This is a genomic window from Azospirillum sp. B4 (genome assembly GCF_000333275.1).
Lineage (GTDB): Bacteria > Pseudomonadota > Alphaproteobacteria > Azospirillales > Azospirillaceae > Nitrospirillum.
Genome location: NZ_BACU01000190.1, coordinates 1 through 20,087, shown reverse-complemented (window position 1 = coordinate 20,087; position 20,087 = coordinate 1). Strand labels below are relative to the sequence as shown.

6 protein-coding genes are annotated in these 20,087 nt (G+C 66.1%); all 6 read right to left on the bottom strand.

Annotated elements, in window-relative coordinates; genetic code table 11:
* Window positions 1-1,409: VWA domain-containing protein (locus I55_RS08620; protein WP_044560111.1), on the bottom strand; the 1,409-nt coding region annotated here is incomplete at its 3' end.
* A 49-nt stretch (window positions 1,410-1,458) separates the two neighbouring features.
* Entirely contained in the window at window positions 1,459-1,995 is a 537-nt protein-coding gene (locus I55_RS08615; RefSeq protein WP_148293631.1) for a hypothetical protein, read from the bottom strand.
* A 29-nt stretch (window positions 1,996-2,024) separates the two neighbouring features.
* Window positions 2,025-2,666, bottom strand: coding sequence for a hypothetical protein (locus I55_RS32880; protein WP_049973961.1), 642 nt, complete (start codon window positions 2,664-2,666; stop codon window positions 2,025-2,027).
* A gap of 12 nt (window positions 2,667-2,678) precedes the next feature.
* A complete protein-coding gene (locus I55_RS34250; protein WP_083900951.1) occupies window positions 2,679-4,394 on the bottom strand; it encodes a serine/threonine-protein kinase in 1,716 nt (571 codons plus the stop codon).
* Window positions 4,395-5,448: 1,054 nt separating this feature from the next.
* Window positions 5,449-13,098: a hypothetical protein gene (locus I55_RS36940; RefSeq protein WP_159107147.1), complete on the bottom strand. Its 7,650-nt coding sequence runs from the start codon at window positions 13,096-13,098 to the stop codon at window positions 5,449-5,451.
* Between the two features lie 5,322 nt (window positions 13,099-18,420).
* Window positions 18,421-20,087 (bottom strand): beta strand repeat-containing protein (locus I55_RS36935; RefSeq protein WP_376739182.1); only part of this gene is annotated, 1,667 nt, incomplete at its 5' end.

The following is a 20,087-nucleotide window of genomic DNA, read 5'->3' as shown; positions in this document are numbered from 1 at the left end:
ACATCAACCGGCTTCCAGTCGTTGACGCCGATGGGGTGGATGCGCAACCGACGGCCCTTCGCATTGGGATCCGCAAGATCCGATTTGATCACTAGGACACCCACGGTGAGCGTCGACGCCATCCGTGTGGATTGCTGGACGACCGGACCGGCTTCGGCTTTCTTCGCCTCCGCCTCGGCTCTCTTTATAAGGACGATTGTCACCGCGCCACCGCCGCCCAGCAGCGCGACCACGATGGCGATCCATTTTGCGGGGTCCTTCAGAAAAGCTTTGACGCATTCCTTGAAGACCCAAACCACCAGGGAATCCTTCTCAGCCTGCGGTGGTGGGCTTGGAGGGGGAGACGGAGGTTGGGGCGGCGGCGGAGATGGGGGCGATATGGCCCGACCATCGGCGCCGACCAAGTGAACGGCCACCGATTGGGAATTGAGACGAACCGAGTCCGACTGCATGTCCAGCAGGATATTGGACATCGATCCATCGATGGGACAATCCTGACAGCGTGCAATCAAGGGCCAATCCGCACGCATGAAATTCTGAAGGTCAAGATAGGCCTGCACCAGGGTTCCGCGCAGATCCTCGACCCGAACACGCCGGTAGATGCCACCAGATTGCCGGGCGACATCGCCCAGCACTTTCAGCGCGGCCTCGGATTTCGGTTGGGATGGCCGGCTGACGCCGACCGCATAGATCGGCACCGGATCCGCCGCCAGCTCGCGCCGGAGTTCATCCACTGAGGCATTGCCCGTCTGGTCGTCGATGCCATCGGTCAACACGATGATCGCCCGCCGCAAGGGCAGGTCCGCGTCCAGCCGCCGTGCCTTGCCGATCGCTTGCAAAAGGCCCTGATACAGTTGCGTCTGATCTTCGGTAGCCGTTTGAGGCAACGCCGCCCGCAAACGATTCTTATCCGCCGTGAAGTCCTGAAGAGTCTTGACCGTCGAGCCAAATTTCAGAACGGCGGCGCGGTCCTGAGGGCCTAGCGTGTCAATCCACGCGTCCACCGTGCGATTGATGGTCTGTATTTGCTCCGACCAGACCGACCGCGACACGTCAATGAGGAAGACGATCGCCGTTCCCGATGGGTCAGGATCAATGGATGTCGGCAAACGACGCCCGCCGACGTCGGTATAGAAAACAGCGCCAGCCGGCGGCGGCACCGGTACATCATTCTCCGCTTCGCCGGTGGCGTAGAGGTGAAGCGTCGCCCCGCGGGACACCACCTGCCTCAAACGCAAGGTCGACGGCGGAAGCGCGGGAGCATTCCTCTGTTTCGGCGCCGCCTTGGTCGCCTTTCCTTCGGAAGTGGCGGAAGGGGCCTTCTCAGCAGCCGTGGCGGCTGTACTGCCCGCCATCAGAACCGCACCCACCATAGCTAGTCGGGCGTATTTCCAGAAAATAAAAATCATAGGGTCGATTCCTTTCCGCCCCAGAATTATGTAATTTACAGAATATTTCTCATAATTGATTTTTTCTGATTTCTTCCAACAAGTTATTTTTCTGATTCGTAAGTAAATTTACTTTATCTTGTTCCACTGCTATCTCACTCAGCAACTGCTTTATCTTATCTTCCTGTGGATTTTGCTCCAATTGCCGCTGGAGTTGGGTGACGTGATTCTGCGATGTCACGATTTCCTTGACCAACGCATCCCGCTTCTTACGCATGGCCGCATTCTTGATCTCTGATTTTTTTAGATCGGCATCAATGGTGCCAACTTGCGTCGCCAACGTCGCCGCATTACCACGAGCCACGTCCAGTGCCGACTGCTTGGCCGCCAGCTCCTTTTCCAGCGCTGCAGCCTCCTGCTCCGCTGCGGCCCGCCGCTTCTTCATATCGGAGACTTCGGCTGTCTTCTGGTTGACGCGGTCGTCATATTTTCCGGAGAAAAGGCCATTGACACCAGAGACGAAACCACCTTTTCCTGGATCATCGGACGTCGCACATCCTGTCACCAGACACAAGGCCGTCGCAAAAACGAAAGACAATGCTTTCATAGCGGTCCACCAATACCTGATTGTCTGCGTTAGCCGATTTGGTTTATTTCTTTTTCAATAGCAGTAATTTGACCACTGATAGCCAGTTTTTGCTGAACATACTGGTCGCGGTTGTCGACCAACTGCTGGATTTTCGCCTGAGCCGCCTGGTCATTCGTGGCGGTGCGCTTCTTGAGATCGTTATAAAGATTGGTCTCTTGGTCGGCTTTCTGGTCCAACAGCACTACGTCGCTTTTGAGCTGTTCATGCTGTTGCTTCAGGCGGTCGAGCATCACAGCCTTCGTCTTCAACTGATCCTCCGCCGAAGCGTTCGACCTCTTGAGATCTGCGAGTTGCATCTCGGTGGATTTGATGAGTAAACCCGTCGAGCGTGACCGAGCCTCCGCGGTGGCGGCGGCCTCAGCCACCTCCTTCTTGTGGGCGTCCAGTAATTCCTCGGTAGACTTGTACTTGGCCTTTTCCTTGGCCACGTAGTCCCCGGCGGCCAAGCCGACCAAACCGCCAGCCGTAGCGCCAATAAAGGCCCCTTCCTTACCCCCCAAGACTCCGCCGGCCACCGCGCCGAGGAGTACCCCGAGCCCCGCCCCTTCGGCGCGGGTTTGATCCCCCTGATTGGCACAGCCGGTGAGAAGCGACAGAGCGATACATGCAGTAATCGTGTGCTTTCTCATAATGCCCCCTTATCATTGTGAGATCTCATAGACGATTTCATCGGTTCCCAGCGTCTCTTCACGTATCTTGGTGAGATGCGTCGCGATTAGATCGAGGAAGTGACGGTCGGGACTGCCCACATCCAGCCGATCACGATGCGCGCTGATGGCCTCCTCGACAGCCGCCTGATTACTGGTGGCCAAGACCTGCAGGGTGGACGCATAACTCGCCAGATAGTTCTGCTGGTCGGACGTCGCGGAATCGATGGCTCTGCGAACCTCGGAAACCACCTTCGCCTCTGAGGGCGCAGGCTCACCCGTGGGACCGAGTAAAGTGTGTAAGGTCTGATTGTGGCTGGCGAGCCGGAAGGCGGCGAGATGCAACTGCCGCGCCTGCTTGATGGCATCGCCCAGCTGCTTCTTGGCGAGATCGACGGGATTGGCCCCGACGATGGCGGGGGCGTTGGCCGGCACTGTGTTCACCGCCAGGTTCTTGACCGCGGACGAATGGGCGACAGGGCCTGATCCACCCGCGACCTTCCATTCCGCGGCCGCAGCCGCATCTTGCGGCGTCGGCTTGGCCATTGGCCGACCAAGATTGCTATAAATGAAGAAGGCCGCAACCGCCGCCGCCCCGACACCTGTGGCGGCGATCAGGGGCAGGCGCCCATGCCTCCCGCCGCCCTCCCCAGCCTGGACAGTCTGCGATAGTGCCGCCGACACCGGTCCGGCGGTGACACGGATGGCCTCCCGCTTCACGGATTTAAAGGGCACTTTCGGCGCCGGTAGGCCCGCCGACATACAGTCGCGCAAGGCCTGCTCCAATGCGGCCACCGTCTGGTAGCGCTGCGCCGGATCAAGCGCCAACCCCTTGTGTAGGATATCCTCGAATCCACCGGGAACGGCGATCTCAGCTTCGGACGGGTAGACCAGTTCCGTACCGCCGATCCGATCCGGCGCTGGAACCGGAAGCGCGCCGGTGATGAGGCGGTACAGCGTGCCCGTCAGCGCATAGACATCCGTCCAAGGCCCTTGCGCGCCATTGGTCTGATATTGTTCGAAGGGAGCGAATCCCTCCTTGAGCACGACCGACAGGTTGAGACTGCGCCCTCCAGCAGCGAAGCGGGCGGCGCCAAAGTCCAGCAACTTGATATGGTCATCTTTAGTGACAAAAATATTGTCAGGACTGATATCGCGGTGGATCAGATTTACCGCATGGCATCGTTCCAAAGATTGACAAACTGGTAATAGCAGGTTGATCGCCTCTTCGGCACTAAGACGCCGACGACTGGCCAGATGCCTCTCCAGCGTTTGGCCGTCGAGATGTTCCATGACCATATAGCCAGTGTTGTTTTGTTCGAAGAACTGTAATACGGACACAATTCCAGGATCGTTACGGAATTGCGCCAGTGTTCGCGCCTCAGAAAGGAATTGCCGCAATCCAGCCTCGAAATCCTCGCGAGTTGCTGGATTTGGATAGACGGTCACGCCGTCCTGGCCACGTGCACAAATATTCTGTGGTAGAAATTCCTTGATGGCAACACGGACATTCAATGTCTGGTCCAGCGCCAGATATGTGGCTCCAAAGCCACCCCGACCAAGCAGCCGACCAATCTTGAATATTCCGGATAATATTTGACCAGGATCTAGTATATCCCCAAAATTATATTCAGGCCGATACTCTGCACCGCAAAGATGACAGAGCGGCGATACGAATTCATCATGGAAACAAGACGGACAGAAATCCATCGCCTGGGACCTCCATCGTCCAGCGGTAACAGCGCATCTATTAAGTGAAAAAGCATATGACGTGTCAACGATGAATCTGCCTTCTGGATTATATCATATGTTAATAGATTAAACATATTGGGTATGAGTTCTAAAATTAGGTTTTCGCTTTGCGTTTATTATATCGAAAGCGATTCCCACATTAAAATTCTCGTTCAGAAAAAAGGTCTTTATCAACACTCCTCAAAAGGTTGTAGATGCGCATCTTCAAGAGCCCGCTGAACTGAAGCGTGCCAGGATTGTCGGAGACAATTTGATTTAAGACGCACTACCAGCGCGAGTAACTCCAACGAGGCTGGCGGCACTTGCGGCGGGTGCCTGGCGTAGCGTGTAGTCGTGACACGCCGATCCACAAAATCTGGCGCCCAGACAGCCAAGGCGATCAATCCCTTGGGCCTCGATCGGCGAAACCTCCCCCAGGGGACGCCATACTTCCCGCGTTTAGACGGATATTGCGGGAGTTTGATGACAGTTGACCTCCCGGAACAACGCGCGGAATCCGGCCCCATCGCCACCATCACCCCCAGAGAGAATCGCAAAGGCCAGGTTATCGGCTACCAGGCCAAGGTCCGTCGAGACGGACATGGACCGCCGGATCTTCCTCGACCACAGCCAGGCCGACAGCACCATCCTGGGGGGCCTCCCCGCCGCTACCGCGAAGAGGTCATCCCGGCCGAGCGGGGCGCCGTGTAGGCAGATGGCGAGATTTGCCTGCGCCGCCTGAACGCCCTTCCCAGGAAATCGCCAGCCATAGCGACCGCATGCCATCCGTCTGGACGGGATCCCGTTTGACGCGGCTGCTCCATCCGGCCTCGCGCCCCGCCGGCGACGTTGACAGGCACGACCGCCAGGTCGCGCGCTCGGAAGGCGGCGGCCACGCGCCCGTTTGATGCCGCCATCGATAGGGTGAATGAGAGGGAGGCCGGGCAATGCCTTTCAGAAGGTCGAGGATGATCAGGGCGGTGTTCGGCCAATTCGCAGATAGTAAAGGCGACGGTGGCCGGAACGTCCTCGCTCAGAAGTCAAAGCTGGCGCGCAGAACCCCGGCGTGGCTCTGATAGTCCCGGCGCAGCTCGCCGGAGTATTCCAGCCGCAGCTTGAAGCCGTCCCCCTGCTCCAAGCTGGCACCCACGCCGATGCCCAGTCCGTCGGCGGTGGTGCGGCCGATGCTGCTGACGAAACTGGTACCCACCAGGACGCTGGTGGTGGCGATCGGTCCATTCAGGTAGTCGTGCACCCAGGCCAGACGCAGATCCGGCAGCAGCCGGCCCCATGCCGTGTCGAGCTTGCCCGACAGCTTGGCGCCCAGCTCCTGCGTCAGGTTGTCCACCTTCAGGGCGCCCACCGCCATGTTGGCCACGCCGGCGTCATGTTCGTCATAGGCGTGGTTGGTCAGGCGCACCGCCCGCAGGCCGGCCTGTGGCGTCAGGGTGAAGCTGGCGGAGACCGGCAGGTCGTAGCCCACCGTCACCTTGCCCAGATACTGCTCCCCACCATAGTTGGCGTTGGCGCGCGCGCCCAGGAAGCCGATCCAGCGGCGCTGGTCGTAGTGGTTGTAGCCGAAGCTGGCCTGGCCCTCGACCGAGAGCCGCTGGTCCGCCCAATCCGGACGCCAGACGCTGTAGGCCGTCAGCTGGTAGCTGGCCACCTTGGTCTGGCTGCCGGCGGCGGTGCCCTCGCCATTGACCGAACCGTTCAGCCAGCTGAAGGCCAGGCCCGCCATGACCGTGTCACTGGCGTACCAGTCGGCGCCGACGATCAGGCCGGCCGTGGTCCCGGTGTAGCCCGCGGCATCGGCATTGTTGCCGCGTAGCACACCACCGCCCAGGATCTCGCCCCACACCGCCCCCTGCTGACCATCGGAGCCGGCGGCCGCCCCCTTCCCGCTTCCATCCATATGGGCTGCCGCATGCTGCTGATGCTGGCTGATGGCGTTGGTTGAGGGCGTGACGGAGAAGGTGTTGATCTGCGGCGTCAGCTGGCTGGGCGACAGCTGGGTTACCGCCAGTTGCTGCTCCGCCCCCGACAGCTTGGACAGGCGGGTCAGCACCGCTGTCTGGAAGGCCTGGGCCGTCGCACTGCTGCTGTCGGCGATGGCGTCCAGCGCCCGACCGGTGCCCACCCCCGGCCCCCCCGCCGCCAAGCCCACCGCCGTATACTGGGTGCTGATGGTCGGGCCCGCGGGGCCGGTGGTGCCGCCGCTGCCACCGCTGAGCGTCAGGACCAGGTCCGTCGCCCCATTGGCGGTGATGGTGGAGCTGGTGACGGTATAGCCGGTGGCCGTCAGGGTCAGGTTGCTGGTGGTCAAGGTGGAGCCGGCCGACACGATGGTGTAGCTGCCGGCCGCGAGTTGCCCGCCGTTGATGGCCGTCAGCGTCACCGCCCCGCCCGTGAGGCTGGCGCTGCCGCTGATGACCAGGGTGCCGTAGCTGGTGGTCGAACTGACACCGATGACCAGATTGCCGGCCGTCTGACTGTAGCTGCCGGTGATGTTGACCGCGCTGTTCACCAGCAGGGTGGCCCCGCTGTTGACCATGCTATGGCTGCCGACATTGACCCGGTCGTTCAGCATCATGACACCGCGCACGAAACGCAGGTCCGATTGGGTGTTGGTGATGGTACCACCGGTCAGGGCGCCAGGGGCCATGTCCGTTCCACCCGTGATCGCCAGGTCGTTGGCCGACAGGTTGGTGATGTTGCCGCTGATGGTGCCGCTGTTGGCGAGCGTGCCCAGGGCACCGGTGGTCGCGATGTAGAGCGCGGTCGGGCTGCTGAGCGTGCCGGTTACCGACAGGCTGGCCAGGGTGCCGCCGACATAATCGTTGCCGGCCACGGCCATCAGATTGCCGCCGCTGACAGCGGCACTGGCCGACAGACCGGTGAGGCCACTGGTGACCGTGGCACCGGCGTAGCTGGAGCCGGTGTCCCCCTGGATCAGTAGGACGCTGTCGCCCGCCAGGACATTGGCCGTGGCGCTGACGCCGGCATTGACCACACCGCCACTGACGGTGGCGGCACCACTGACGGTCAGGACATGATCGCCGGTGGCCAACGTGCCGCCGCTCTGGGCGAAGTTGCCCATGACCACCACGTCGGATGCCAGGGCGATGCTGGCGCCGGCGTTGCGGACCGTGTGGCTCGCCACATTGATGGCATCGCCCAGGCTGACCGAGCCACTCGCGAACACCACGTTGGCGCCGGTGCTGGTGATGGTGCCGCCGCTGAAGCGCCCCACCGCCCCGGTGGCGCCAATGATGGTCAGGTCGCGGGCGGCCTTGTTCACCACGTTGCCGACGATGGTGCCGCTGTTGGCCAAGGCCCCCAGCGTACCGGTCGAGGCGATGTACAGCGCCGTGGCCCCGCCGGCCGTATTGGCCAGCGTGCCGGTTACCGCCAGGCTGGCCAGAGTGCCACCGATGTAGTCGTTGCCCGCGACCGCCAGCAGGTTGGTACCGCTGGTGGCACCGGTGGCGTCCAGGCCGGTCACGCCACTGATCACCGTGGCGCCGACGTAGGTGGAGCCCGCCCCACCCTGGACCAGGGTGACACTGTCACCCACCAGATAGTTGGCCGCCCCGTCCAGGCCGCCGTTGACCATGCCGCCGGTGATGCTGGCGACGTCGCTGACGGTCAGCATATGGCCGGCCACGGCCAGGGTGCCGGCCGTCTGGCTGTAGGCCCCCGTCACCGCGATGTCGCCAGCCAGGCTGATGCTGGCCCCGGTGTTGTTGACCGTATGGCCGGTGGCGTCGATGACATCGCCCAGGCTGACGGCACCCGACGCGAAGGTCAGGTTGGACAGGCTGTTGCGGATGGTGCCGCCGCTGAAGCTGCCCACCGCCGTGCCGCCACCATTCACACCCACTGGGCCACCCGCGACCACCAGGTCGTTGGCACTGGCGTTGACCACATTGCCGATGATCGCACCGCTGTTGGCCAAGGTGCCCAGGCTGCCGGCGCTGGTGATCAGCACCGCCGTGGCCGCGTTGATCGTGCCGGTGTTGGTCAGCGTGGAGAGAGTGCCGCCCACATAGTCGCTCAGCAGCGTCAACAGCAGGTCGGTGGCGCTGCCGTTGGCGGCACTGCCCAGCGTGGCGCTGAAGCCCGTGGCCGCGGCCGTCAGGCCGCTGGTGGTCAAGGATCCGCCCACCTCGGCGATGGTGTAGCTCTGGCCCGCGATCAGGTTGCTGCCCGAGAGCGCCGTCACCGCCACCGTGCCACCGGTGAAGGCGGCGTCGCCGCTGACCAGCAGCTCGCCCGCCGTGCCGGTGCCGATGCCCATGGCCAGGGTGCCGGCCGACTGGCTGTAGTTGCCCGTCACGCTGATGGCGTTGGTCAGCAGCACGTTGGCGCCGCTGTTCACCAGCGTGCCGCCGCCCACGTTGACCTGGTCGTTCAGAGCCAAGTTGCCGCTGGCCAGGGTGACGTTGGCGCCGGCGCTGGTGATGGTTCCGCCCGTCAGGGTGCCCACGGTGCTGCCACTACCGCCGGTGATGCCGAGACTGGCGCTGCCGGCGTTGGCGATGTTGCCGGCGATGGTGCCGCTGTTGGCCAAGGTGCCCAGCGTGCCACCGCTGGCGATGTAGAGCGCCGTGGCACCACCGGCGGTGTTGCTCAGGCTGCCGGTGACCGACAGGCTGGCGAGCGTGCCGCCAATGTAATCGTTGCCCGCCACCGCCAGCAGCTTGGTCCCGCTGGTGCTGCCGGTGACGTCCAGGCCGGTCACCCCACTGGTGACGGTGGCGCCCGCGTAGTTGGAGCCGGCACCGCCCTGGACCAGGGTGGCGCTGTCGCCCACCAGATAGTTGCCGCCGCCATCGAGGCCGGCATCGACCACACCGCCGCTGACAGTGGCGGCACCGCCGACGCTCAGGCCATGGCCGGCCATGGCCAGGGTGCCCGCCGTCTGGCTGAAGGCGCCCAGGACGGAAACGTCGCTGGCCAGCGTCAGGCTGGACCCGGTGTTGTTGACCGTATGGCCGGTGGCGTCGATGACATCGCCAAGGCTGACGGCACCCGACGCGAAGGTCAGATTGCTCAGGCTGTTGCGGATGGTGCCGCCGCTGAAGCTGCCCACCGCCGTGCCGCTGCCGCCCGCGATCACCAGGTCGTTGGCGCTGGCGTTGACCACGTTACCGATCAGGACGCCGCTGTTGGCGAGCGTGCCCAGGTTGCCGCTGGCCGCGACGTAGACGGCCGTGGCGGCGGTGAGGGTGCCGGTGTTGCTGAGCGTCGGCAGCACGCCGCCGACATAGTCGTTACCGACCTCCGCCAGCAGGTTGGTGCCCACCACGCTCTGGCTGACCGCCAAGCCCGTCAGGGAGCCTTGGACCACCACGCCGGTGTAGCTGGACCCGGTGCCGCCGGCGATCAGCGTCGTGGCGCTGCCGGCCAGGAAGTTGCCCGTGGCCGCATAATCCGCCAGCACGGTGCCGCCGCCCAGGCTGGCGGCACCGCTGACGGCCAGGGCCCCACCGCTGGCGACGTCCAGGATCAGGGTGCCCGCGTTCTGGCTGTAGGCGCCGGTGACGTTGACCAAGCTGTTCAGGACCACCGCCGCGCCGCTGTTGACCAGGGTGTGGCCGGCGACGTTGACGGCATCGTTCAGCAACAGGTTGCCCGAGGCCAGCACCACGTTGCTCAGGGTATTGATGATGCTGCCCTGGCTATTGGCGGCATAGCCGGTGAGGGTTCCCACCACCGTCCCGCTGCCGCCGGTGATGCGCAGGTCATTGGTCGACAGATTCAGGACATTGCCGGTCACGGTGCCGCTGTTGGCCAGCACGCCCAGGCTGGAGCCCGTGTCGAGATAAAGGGCCGTGGGCGCCGTGATCAGGCCGCTGTTGGCCAGGGTGCCCATGGTGCCGGCGTTGTAGACGCCATAGGTCGCGCCCAGGATGGTGCCGCCGTTCAGCACCGTGGCGATGCTGCCGGTGTTGTACAGGCCGGCGGCCGTGGGCGCGCCCGCGTCGATCAGCGACCCGGTGTTGAGGACAACGTCGATGGTGCCCGCGTTATAGAGGGCCATCTGGCCCGCCACGGTGCCGCTGTTGCTGAGCGTACCGATGCTGGCGCCCGCCTGGTTGCCCAGGCCGGTGACGCTGCCGGTGACGGTGCCGGTATTGCCCAGGGTGCCGATGGTGCCGCTGTTGCTGACGCCGGCGACGCTGCCCAGAACCGTGCCGTCATTGCTGAAGCTGCCGACCTGGCCCTGGTTCAGCACGGCGATGGTGCCGATCAGGGTGCCGGTATTGGACAGGCTGCCGACGGCGCCACCGGCGGCGACATGCACGGCCGTCGGGGCGTCGATCACCCCACCGTTGCCCAGGCTGCCCAGCGTGTCGCCGACATAGTTGTTGGCGACCACGGCCAGCAGGTCGACAGTGCCGCCGATGGTGACGGTGCTGAGCGTCACGCCCACGCTGACCACGTTCACCAGGGCCGTCAGCCCGGTATAGCTGGAGCCCGCGCCACCCACGACCAGGGTGCCCAGCACCGCCCCCGCCAGCTGGTTGCTGGCCGCCGAGACCGAGGCCGCCACCGTGCCACCGCTGAGTGCTGCGATGCCGGTGACCACCAGCTGGTTGGCGTCCAGAAGCAGGCTGCCGCCGGTCTGGCGATAGTCGCCGGTGACGGTCAGGGTGCTGGCCAGGTGCAGCGTGGCGCCTGTGTTGGACACCGTATGGCCGGTGGCCGTGATCATGTCGTTCAGCAACAGGCTGCCGCCGGCGAAGACCACATCGCCCGCGCTGGTCAGCAGGCCGACGCCCGACCGCCCGGTCAGCGTGCCCACCAGGGTACCATCGGCGCCCGCGATCACCAGCGGGCCGGCGCCGTTGTCCAGGATGTCACCGGCGATGGTGCCGCTGTTGGCGATGGTGCCCAGGCTGCCCAGATTGACCAGGGCGTGGGCGGTACCGGTCAGCAGGCCGCTGTTGACCACGGTGCCCAGCGTGCCGCCGCCGGCCACATGGACGGCCGTGGCCGCCGACAGGGTGCCGCTGTTGGTGACACTGCCCAGCGAACCGCCGACATAATCGTTGCCAACCGTGAGGGTCAGGCCGTTGCTGACGGTGCCCTGCGCGGCGGACAGGCCGGCGATGCCGCTGACCTGCAGTTGCGCCGTCACGATGGCACCGCCGGCCGCCTGCAGCAGGGTGCTGGTCCCCACCAGATAATTGGCGGTGGACGACAGGCTGGCCAGCACGGTGCCGCCGATGGTGGCGGCACCGCTGACCACCAGTTCAGCCGCCTGGGTGTCGTTCCGCATGACCACCAGGCTGCCGCCGGTCTGGCTGTAATCGCCGCTCACCGTCACGGCATTGGCCAGCGCCAAGGTGGCACCGCTGTTCACCACGGCGTGGCCGGTGGCGATGATGTCGTCGTCCAGCAGCAGGGCACCGGCCGCGAAGACCACGTTGCCCCGGGTATTGGTGATCGTGCCCCTGCCGGACAGGCCCGTCAGCGTGCCCAGGCTGCCACCGCCGGTAAACACCAGGTCTTGGGCCGCGTCGTTCAGGATGGCGCCGCGGATCACGCCGCTGTTGGCGATGGTGCCCAGGGTGCCGTCGTTGTACAGCGCCGTGATGCCCGCCAGGGTGCCGGCGGCGGCATTCACCAGGCTCGCCAGCGTACCGCTGTTGTGAAGACCGGTGGGGCCGGTGATGGTGCCGCTGTTGGATACGGTGGCGATGCCACCCCCGTTGTACAGGCCGGCACGGGACGTGCCGCTGATCAGGCCCGTGTTGCTGACCAGGGTGGCCGCCCCCGTGTTGTGGAATCCATCACGGCCACCGGTGATGGTGCCGCTGTTGGCCAGGGTGCCCAGGGTGCCGATGTTGGCGGCCGCGCTGCTGGCCCCCGTGATGGCGCCATCGTTCCTCAGGGTGCCGACCACCCCATTGTTGGCGACGCCGATCACACCGCCCGACAACAGGCCGGTGTTGGACAGGGTGCCGACACTGCCGGAGGCGGCGACGTAGCCGGCGGTGCGGACGCCGGTGATGGTGCCGCTGTTCGACGCGTTGCCGAGGGTGCCGCCGATATAGTCGTTGGCGAACTGCAACAGCAGGGCGCTGGTGCCCGCCACCGTCACGACGGTGGTGTTGCCTGCGAAGCCGGCCAGGGCGGTGATGAGGGTGGCGCCGCCGAGGTCGATGCCGCCACCGGCCTGCATCAGGGTGTAGCCGTTGCCGTAGAGATAGGTGCCACCGGCGTTGAGCGTGGCCTGCACCACGCCACCGCTGACGACGATGGCCTGGCTGGTGACCAGGCGGCCGGTGCCGGGGTCGATGCTGAGGGTGCCGCCGGTCTGGGCATAGGCGCCGGTGATGCTGACCTGGCTGGCCAGCCGCAGGGTGGCGGCATTGTTCACCACCGTGTGGCCGGTGGCATCGATGGCATCGCCCAGCAACAGGTCGCCGGACGCGAACACCACGTTGGACAGGGTATTGACGATGGTGCCGCCGCCGAAGACGCCCACCGTGCTGCCGGTCCCGCCACTGATGGAGAGATCGACGGCCGACAGGTTGCGGATGTTGCCCGTCAGCGTGCCAGTGTTGGCCAACTGGCCCAGGCTGCCGGTGGCCGCGATATGGACCGCCGTGACGGCCGACAGGCTGCCGCTGTTGCTCAGGGTGGCGTAGGCGCCGTCCGATATAATCATTGCCGCCCACGAACAGCAGGCTGTCGCCGCTGACGGCACCGGTTCCGGCCAGGCCGGTGAGGGCGGAGCGAACCGTGGCGCCGCTGTAGTCGGATCCGGCACCACCGGCCACCAGTGTGCCCAGCGTGCCCGCCAGGTAATTACCGTTGGCGGCCAGCGTGGCCAGGACGGTGCCCCCGGTGATGCTGGCCGCACCGCTGGCCGTCAGCCCATTGTTGACGGTGGCGCCGAGGGTGCCGGCCGTCTGGCTGTAGGCGCCGGTGACGTTGGTGGCGGCGGCCAATTGCAGGTTGGCACCGGCATTCACCACGGTATGGCCCATGGCCTGGATGCCGTCGTTCAGCCAGATGTTGCCGCTGGCCAGCACCACATCGCCGCCGACGGCGATGGTGCCCTGGCCGGCGTTGCCGGTGAAGGTGCCCAGGGTGGCGCCGCCGCCGGTGATGGTCAGGCTACCGGCGGCCACCTGGACGTCACCGGTAATGGTGCCGCTGTTGCCCAGGGTGTCCAGGCGCCCGCCCCCGGTCACCAGGATGCCGCCGCTGAGCTGGCCCCGGTTGTCGAGAGACAGCAGCGTGCCGGTGCCGCCGATGGAAACGGTGGCGATGCCGCCGACGTTCAGGGCGGAGGCGACCATGCCGCCATCAATCGCCAAGCCGGCGGTCTGCCCTGTCAGGGTGCCGACATTGTCGAGGAAAGTGATCAGGCCGCCGCTGTTGCGCAGGCCATAGGCGCCGCCGCCGATGGTGCCGCCATTCACCAGCGCACCAACGGTGCCGACATTGCGCAGGCCGGCGTTCTGGCCGACCAGCGTGGTGCTGTTGGTCAGCGTGCCCAGCGACCCTGTGGTGGCCACATACAGCGCCGTGCCGGCGTTGTTGACGGCACCACTGATGGACAGGGTGGCCAGCGTGCCGCCGATATAGTCGTTCAGCGCCACGGCCTGCAGGGCGTTATTCGCCACCGTGCCGCCCAGACCGAAGCCGGTCACCAGGTTGGTGATGCTGAGGCCCGTATAGTCGGACCCCGCCCCGCCCTGCACCAGGGTGCCGAAGATACTGCCGGCCATGTAGTTGGCGCTGCCCGAGGCGCTGGTGACGGTGGCGGTGCCACCGGTGAACCGCGCCGCCCCGGTGACGGACAGCATGTCGCTGCCGACGCCCAGCCGCAGGCTGCCGCCCGTCTGGTCGTAGTCGCCGGTGACCGCGACGGTACCGTCGAGCGTCAGGTTGGCGACGCTGTTCAGCACCGTGTGACCGGTGGCGTCGATGGCGTCGGCCAAACGCACATCGCCGGACGCGAAGACCACGTTGGATAGGCTGTTGACGATGGTGCCGCCGGTAAAGGTACCCACCGTGCCGCCGGCCCCGCCGGTGATGGATAGGTCCACCGCCGACAGGTTACGGATGTTGCCGATCAACGTGCCGGTATTGGCCAGTTGGCCCAGGCTGCCGCTGGCCGCGATGTAGACCGCCGTGGCGGCCGACAGGCTGCCGCTGTTGCTGAGCGTTGCGTAAGCGCCGCCGATATAGTCGTTGCCACCCACGAACAGCAGGCTGTCACCGCTGGCCACACCACTGCCGGTCAGACCGGTCAGGGCGGAGGCAACCACAGCGCCGCTGTAGCCAGACCCGGCGCCGCCGGCCACCAGGGTGCCCAAGGTGCCCGCCAGATAGTTGCCGTTGGCGTCCAGGGTGGCCAGGACAGTACCGCCCGTGATGCTGGCGGCACCACTGGCCGTCAGGCCGCTGTTCACGGTGGCGCCCAAGGTGCCGGCCGTCTGGCTATAGGTACCGGTGACGCTGACGCCGCCGGCCAGGGCCAGATAAGCGCCGGTGTTGACCACGGTCGCCGCGTGGACGCTGTCATTCAGCAGGACGTTGCCGCCGGCCAGCACCAGGTTACCGCTGGCAATGCTGAGGGCCCCCTGGCTGCCCAGGGTGGCGCCGGTGAAGATGCCCATCCCCGTGCCGCTGCCGCCGGTGACGGTCAGATCGCCTGAGCTGACCATGACGTCGCCACTGATGATACCGGCATTGGCCAGCAGGCCGATGGTGCCGGTCGAAATGGCGATGCTGCCGCCGGCGATGGTGCCCTGGTTGATGAGGGTGCCGAGGCTGCCCGCTTCCACACCCACCACGCCGCCGCCCACCAAGCCGCCGCCGGATAGGGACAGCAGGTCGATGCTGCCGCCGGCGCCGCCGACACCGGCGGTGGCGGTGCCGAGGATGGTGCCGCTGTTGACCAGGGTGCCGATATGCCCCCCGTTCTCGATGCCGCTGGTGGCACCGCTGATCAACCCACCGACGGTGTTGACGAGGGTGCCGAGGCCGGCCGTCTGCTCCACATGAATCCGGGTGGCGATGCTGCCGCTGTTGGCCAGCAGGCCCAGCGTGCCCCTTACATCGAACGCGCCGCCGATGGTGCCGCTGTTGACAGCCGTGTCGATGACGCCGTCCGCGATCAGGCCGCCCAGGGTGCCGTCGTTGGTCAGCGTATGAATGAGGCCGGTGTTATGGAGGCCGATTCCGCCACCGGTGATGGTGCCGCTGTTCGACAGCGTGCCGATGGTGCCCAGGTTGGCGATGGCGGTACCACTGACGCTGCTGATCACGCCGCCGGTGTTGGCCAGGGTTCCCAGGGTGCCGGTCTGGGCGACATAGACGGCGGCGCCGTTCTGGACGCCCAGCGTGCCGGCGTTGCCCAGGCTGGCATATGTGCCGCCGATGTAGTCGTTCAGTGCCACGCCCACCAGGGCGTTGCCCGCGGTGGTGCCGCCGAGGGTCAGGCCGGTGGCATCGTCGGTCAGGACCACGCCGGCGTAGTCCGACCCGGCGCCGCCGGCCACCAGGGTGCCCACCGTGCCACCCTGCAGATAATTGCCGGCGGCGGCGCCAATCAGCTGCACCTGCCCGTTGGTCAGGCTGGCGCTGCCGCTGGCCGCCAGTTGGCCGGCGCCGGTGACCAGGACCAGGGTGCCGCCCGTCTGGGCGTAGTTGCCGGCGATGCTGACGGCGCCGGCCAGGGTCAGGTCGGCGCCCATGTTCCGCACGGTGTTGCCGCCGACATTGACGCTGTCGTTCAGCAGCACGTCGCCGGACGCGAAAATGACATTGCCCAGGGTGTTGACGATGGTGCCCTGATTGGTCAGGGCGGCACCGGTGAAGGTGCCGACCCCGATGGTGGTATTGCCCAGCGTGCCGCCCATGATGGTCAGGTTGGGCATGGCGCTCGCGTCATTGATGATGTCGCCGGCGATGGTGCCGCCGTTGCCCAGCGCGAAGAACTGGCCTTGGGCGCCGATGCTGAGGGCGGTGGCGCCGCTGATCAGGCCGCTGTTGAAGTTGAGGATGGACCCCAGCGTGCCGCCGTCCCGCACCTGGACGCCGCCGCTGATCCGACCGACATTGCCCAGCGCGAACATCGAACCGCCGCCACTGATGGCGACGGTGGCGATGCTGCCGCCGTTCAGGGCGAAAAAGATGCTGCCGCCGTCAACCGCCAGGCCGGCCGTCTGGCCCGCCAGGGTGCCGTCGTTGGCGAGGAAGGTGATGAGGCCGCCGCTGTTGCGCAGACCATAGGCCCCGCCGGCGATCGTCCCGTCATTCTGCAACGTGCCGATGGTGGCGAAATTGCGCAGGCCGGCGTTCTGGCCCACCAGCGTGGTGCTGTTGGTCAGCGTGCCGCCGATGGAGGCGGTGGCGGCGACGTACAGCGCCGTGCTGGCGGTGCTGACGGCGTTGGTGATGGTCAGGGCGGACAGCGTGCCGCCGATATAGTCGTTCAGCGCCACGGCCTGCAGGGCGTTGTTCGCCACCGTGCCGCCTAGGCCGAAGCCGGTCACCGTGTCGGTGATGCTGAGGCCGCTATAGTCGGACCCCGCCCCACCCTGCACCAGGGTGCCGAAGATGCTGCCGGCCATGTAGTTGGCGGTGGCCGAGAACCCGGTGACGGTGGCGGTGCCGCCCGCGAACCGGGCCGCCCCCGTGACGGACAGCAGGTCGCTGCCCACATCCAGCCGCAGGCCGCCGCCCGTCTGGCTGTAATCGCCGGTGACGGCCACGGTGCCACCCAGGGTCACGGCGGCCCCGCTGTTCACCAGGGTGTGGCCGGTCACGTCGACAGCATCGGCCAGGCGCACGTTGCCGGAGGCGAGCACCACGTTGGACAGGGTGTTGATGAGGGTGCCGCCGGTGAAGGTGCCAACCGTGCCCGTGGCCCCGCCGGTGATGGACAGATCGACGGCCGACAGGTTGCGGATGTTGCCCACCAGCGTGCCGGTGTTGGCCAGTTGGCCCAGGCTGCCGGTGGCGGCGATGTAGACCGCCGTCACGGCCGACAGGCTGCCGCTGTTGCTCAGCGTGGCATAGGCGCCACCGATGTAGTCGTTGCCGCCCACGAACAGCAGGGTGCCGCCGCTAAACGCGGCGCTGCCCACCAGGCCGCTTAGAGCCGACACCACGCTGGCGCCGTAGCTGGACCCATTGGCTGCGGCCACCAGCGTGCCCAGCGTGCCCGCCAGATAGTTGCCGCCAGCGGCCAGGGAGGCCAGGACCGTGCCGCCACTGATGTTGGCGATACCGCTGGCCACCAGGCCGTTGTTCACCGATATGCCCAGGGTGCCGGCCGTCTGGCTGTACCCGCCGGTGACGCTGACGGCGCCGGCCAACTGAAGGTTGGCGCCGTTGTTGATCAGGGTGTGGCCGCTGACGACGACGTTGTCGTTCAGCAGGATGTTGCCACCGGCCAGCACCACATCGCCGCTGGTGACGGTGATGGCGCCCCGGTTGGTCACGGTGGCGCCACTGAAGGTGCCCGCCACCGTGCCGGTGCCGCCGGTGATGGTCAGGGCACCGGACGTGGCCTGGATGTCGCCCAGGATGGTGCCACTGTTGTTCAGCAGATCCACCTGGCTGGTGAGGTTCAAGGCGCTGGCGCCACTGATCAGGCCGCTGTTGAGGATGGTGCCGAAAGCGCCGGACAGGGCCGTGCCGCCGACGCCGGTGGCCCGGATGGTCCCGCTGTTGACCAGCGTGCCGACACCGCCCGCCTGCCCCACATGAATCTGGGTGGTGATGCCGCCGCTGTTGGCCAGCAGGCCCAGCGTGCCGCCGACATCGAACGTGCCGCCGATGGTGCCGCCGTTGACCAGCGTATCGATGACGCCATCCGCGAACAGGCCGCCCAGGGTGCCATCATTGGTCAGCGTATGGATAAGGCCGGTGTTATGGATGCCGGCCCGGCCGCCGGTGATGGTACCGCTGTTCGACAGCGCGCCGATGGTGCCCAGGTTGGCGACGCCGGTGCTGCCGACGCTGCTGATCACGCCGCCGGCGTTGGCCAGGGTGCCCAGGGTGCCGGTCTGGGCGACATAGACGGCAGCGCCGCTTTGGACGCCCAGCGTGCCGGTGTTGCCCAGGCTGGCGTAGGTCCCGCCGATGTAGTCGTTCCGCACGAGGCCGACCAGGACGTGCCGATGGTGACGCCGGCCAGGCTGAGGCCGGCGCCGTCACCGCTGAGCGTCACGCCGGCGTAGTCGGACCCGACGCCGCCGGTCACCAGGGTTCCCACCGTGCCGCCCTGGAAATAGTTGTTGGTGGCGGCCCCCACCAGCCGCACCTGCCCGTTGGTCAGGCTGGCGCTGCCGCTGACGGCCAGCAGGCCGCTACCGACCGCCACGCCCAGGCTGCCCCCCGTTTGGACATAGTCGCCGGTGATGCCGACAGTGTTGGCGACGGTGATGCCCGCGCCAATGTTGCGCACGGCAAAGCCGTTGGTGGTGATGCTGTCGTTCAGCAGCAGGTCGCCGCCGGCGAAGACCACGTCGGCGTACCGGGTGATGATGCGTCCCTGGTTGGTCAGGCTGGCGCCGGTCAGGGTGCCAATGGTGCCGCCGGTGCCCCCGGCGATGGTGAGAGCGGCCGCCAGGGTGCCCGGCCCGGCGTTGGACGGGTCGAAATTGTTGTAGATGTTGCCGGCGATGGTGCCGCTGTTGACCAGCAGGTCCACCTGGCTGCCCACGAAGATCTGCAGGGCGGTGCCGGCCTTGATCAACCCGGCATTGGCAATGGTGCCGATCTTCCCGCCATTGAAAATGCCGACGCCGAATCCGGGGCTGGTTATGGTGCCGGCATTGGCCAGGCGGGCGATGGTGCCTGAATCGACCAGGGCGAAGGAGGCGCCGCTGCGGATGGTGCCGCTGTTGTCCAGCAGGCCGACAGTGCCGTCGTTATAATATCCAACCCCGTTGGTGGAGGTCAGGGTGCCGCTGTTGGACAGGGTGCCGATGGTGGCGTAGTTGCGCAGGGCGACGTTGGTGCCCCCACCGATCAGCCCGCTGTTGGTCAGCGTGTCGATGGTGCCGCTGTTGGTCATGTCCGACCGGACGGCGGTGATACTCCCGCTGTTGTTGAACGTTCCAATGCTGCCGCTGTTATTGACGGCGAGCCCGGAGGTCACGGTGGCGGCGATGGTGCCGCTGTTGGACAGCCGGGTGATGGTGCCGCTGTTATAGAGCCCATAGGACTGCCCCAGGATGGTGCCGCTGTTGTTGATCGAGCCGACGGCGACCACGGTGCCGGACAGGGACAGGGCCGTCCGGCCGCTGATCAAGCCCTGCGTGCCGTTGTCGATGGTGCTCAGGGTGTACTGGTTGGTGCCCAGGAGGGCGGTCCGGCCGGTGATGGTGCCGCTGTTGAGCAGCGTGCCGATGCTGCCGATGGCGATGCCGAAGGTCTGGCTTTCGATCAGGCCGCTGTTGTCCAGCAGGCCGATGACGCCGCTGGCGGGACCGGTGATCCCGAAGGCACCGCCATTCAGCGTGCCACTGTTGGTGAAGGTGCCCAGCGTGCCGGTGAGGTACAGGGCGGTGCCACCGGTGGCACTACCAGTGTTGCCGATGCTGGCGAGGTTGCTGCGGATGTAGTAATTGCCGGCCACGGCCAGCAGGTTGGCGCCGGCGGTACCCAGGTTGGCCGTCACCCGGTCGT

Excerpts from the sequence above, each read along its gene's own strand:
- I55_RS34250 (WP_083900951.1), bottom strand. The coding sequence starts at position 4,394 with ATGGATTTCTGTCCGTCTTGTTTCCATGATGAATTCGTATCGCCGCTC.
- I55_RS36940 (WP_159107147.1), bottom strand. The coding sequence starts at position 13,098 with ATGATTATATCGGACGGCGCCTACGCCACCCTGAGCAACAGCGGCAGC.
- I55_RS08615 (WP_148293631.1), bottom strand. The coding sequence starts at position 1,995 with ATGAAAGCATTGTCTTTCGTTTTTGCGACGGCCTTGTGTCTGGTGACA.
- I55_RS32880 (WP_049973961.1), bottom strand. The coding sequence starts at position 2,666 with ATGAGAAAGCACACGATTACTGCATGTATCGCTCTGTCGCTTCTCACC.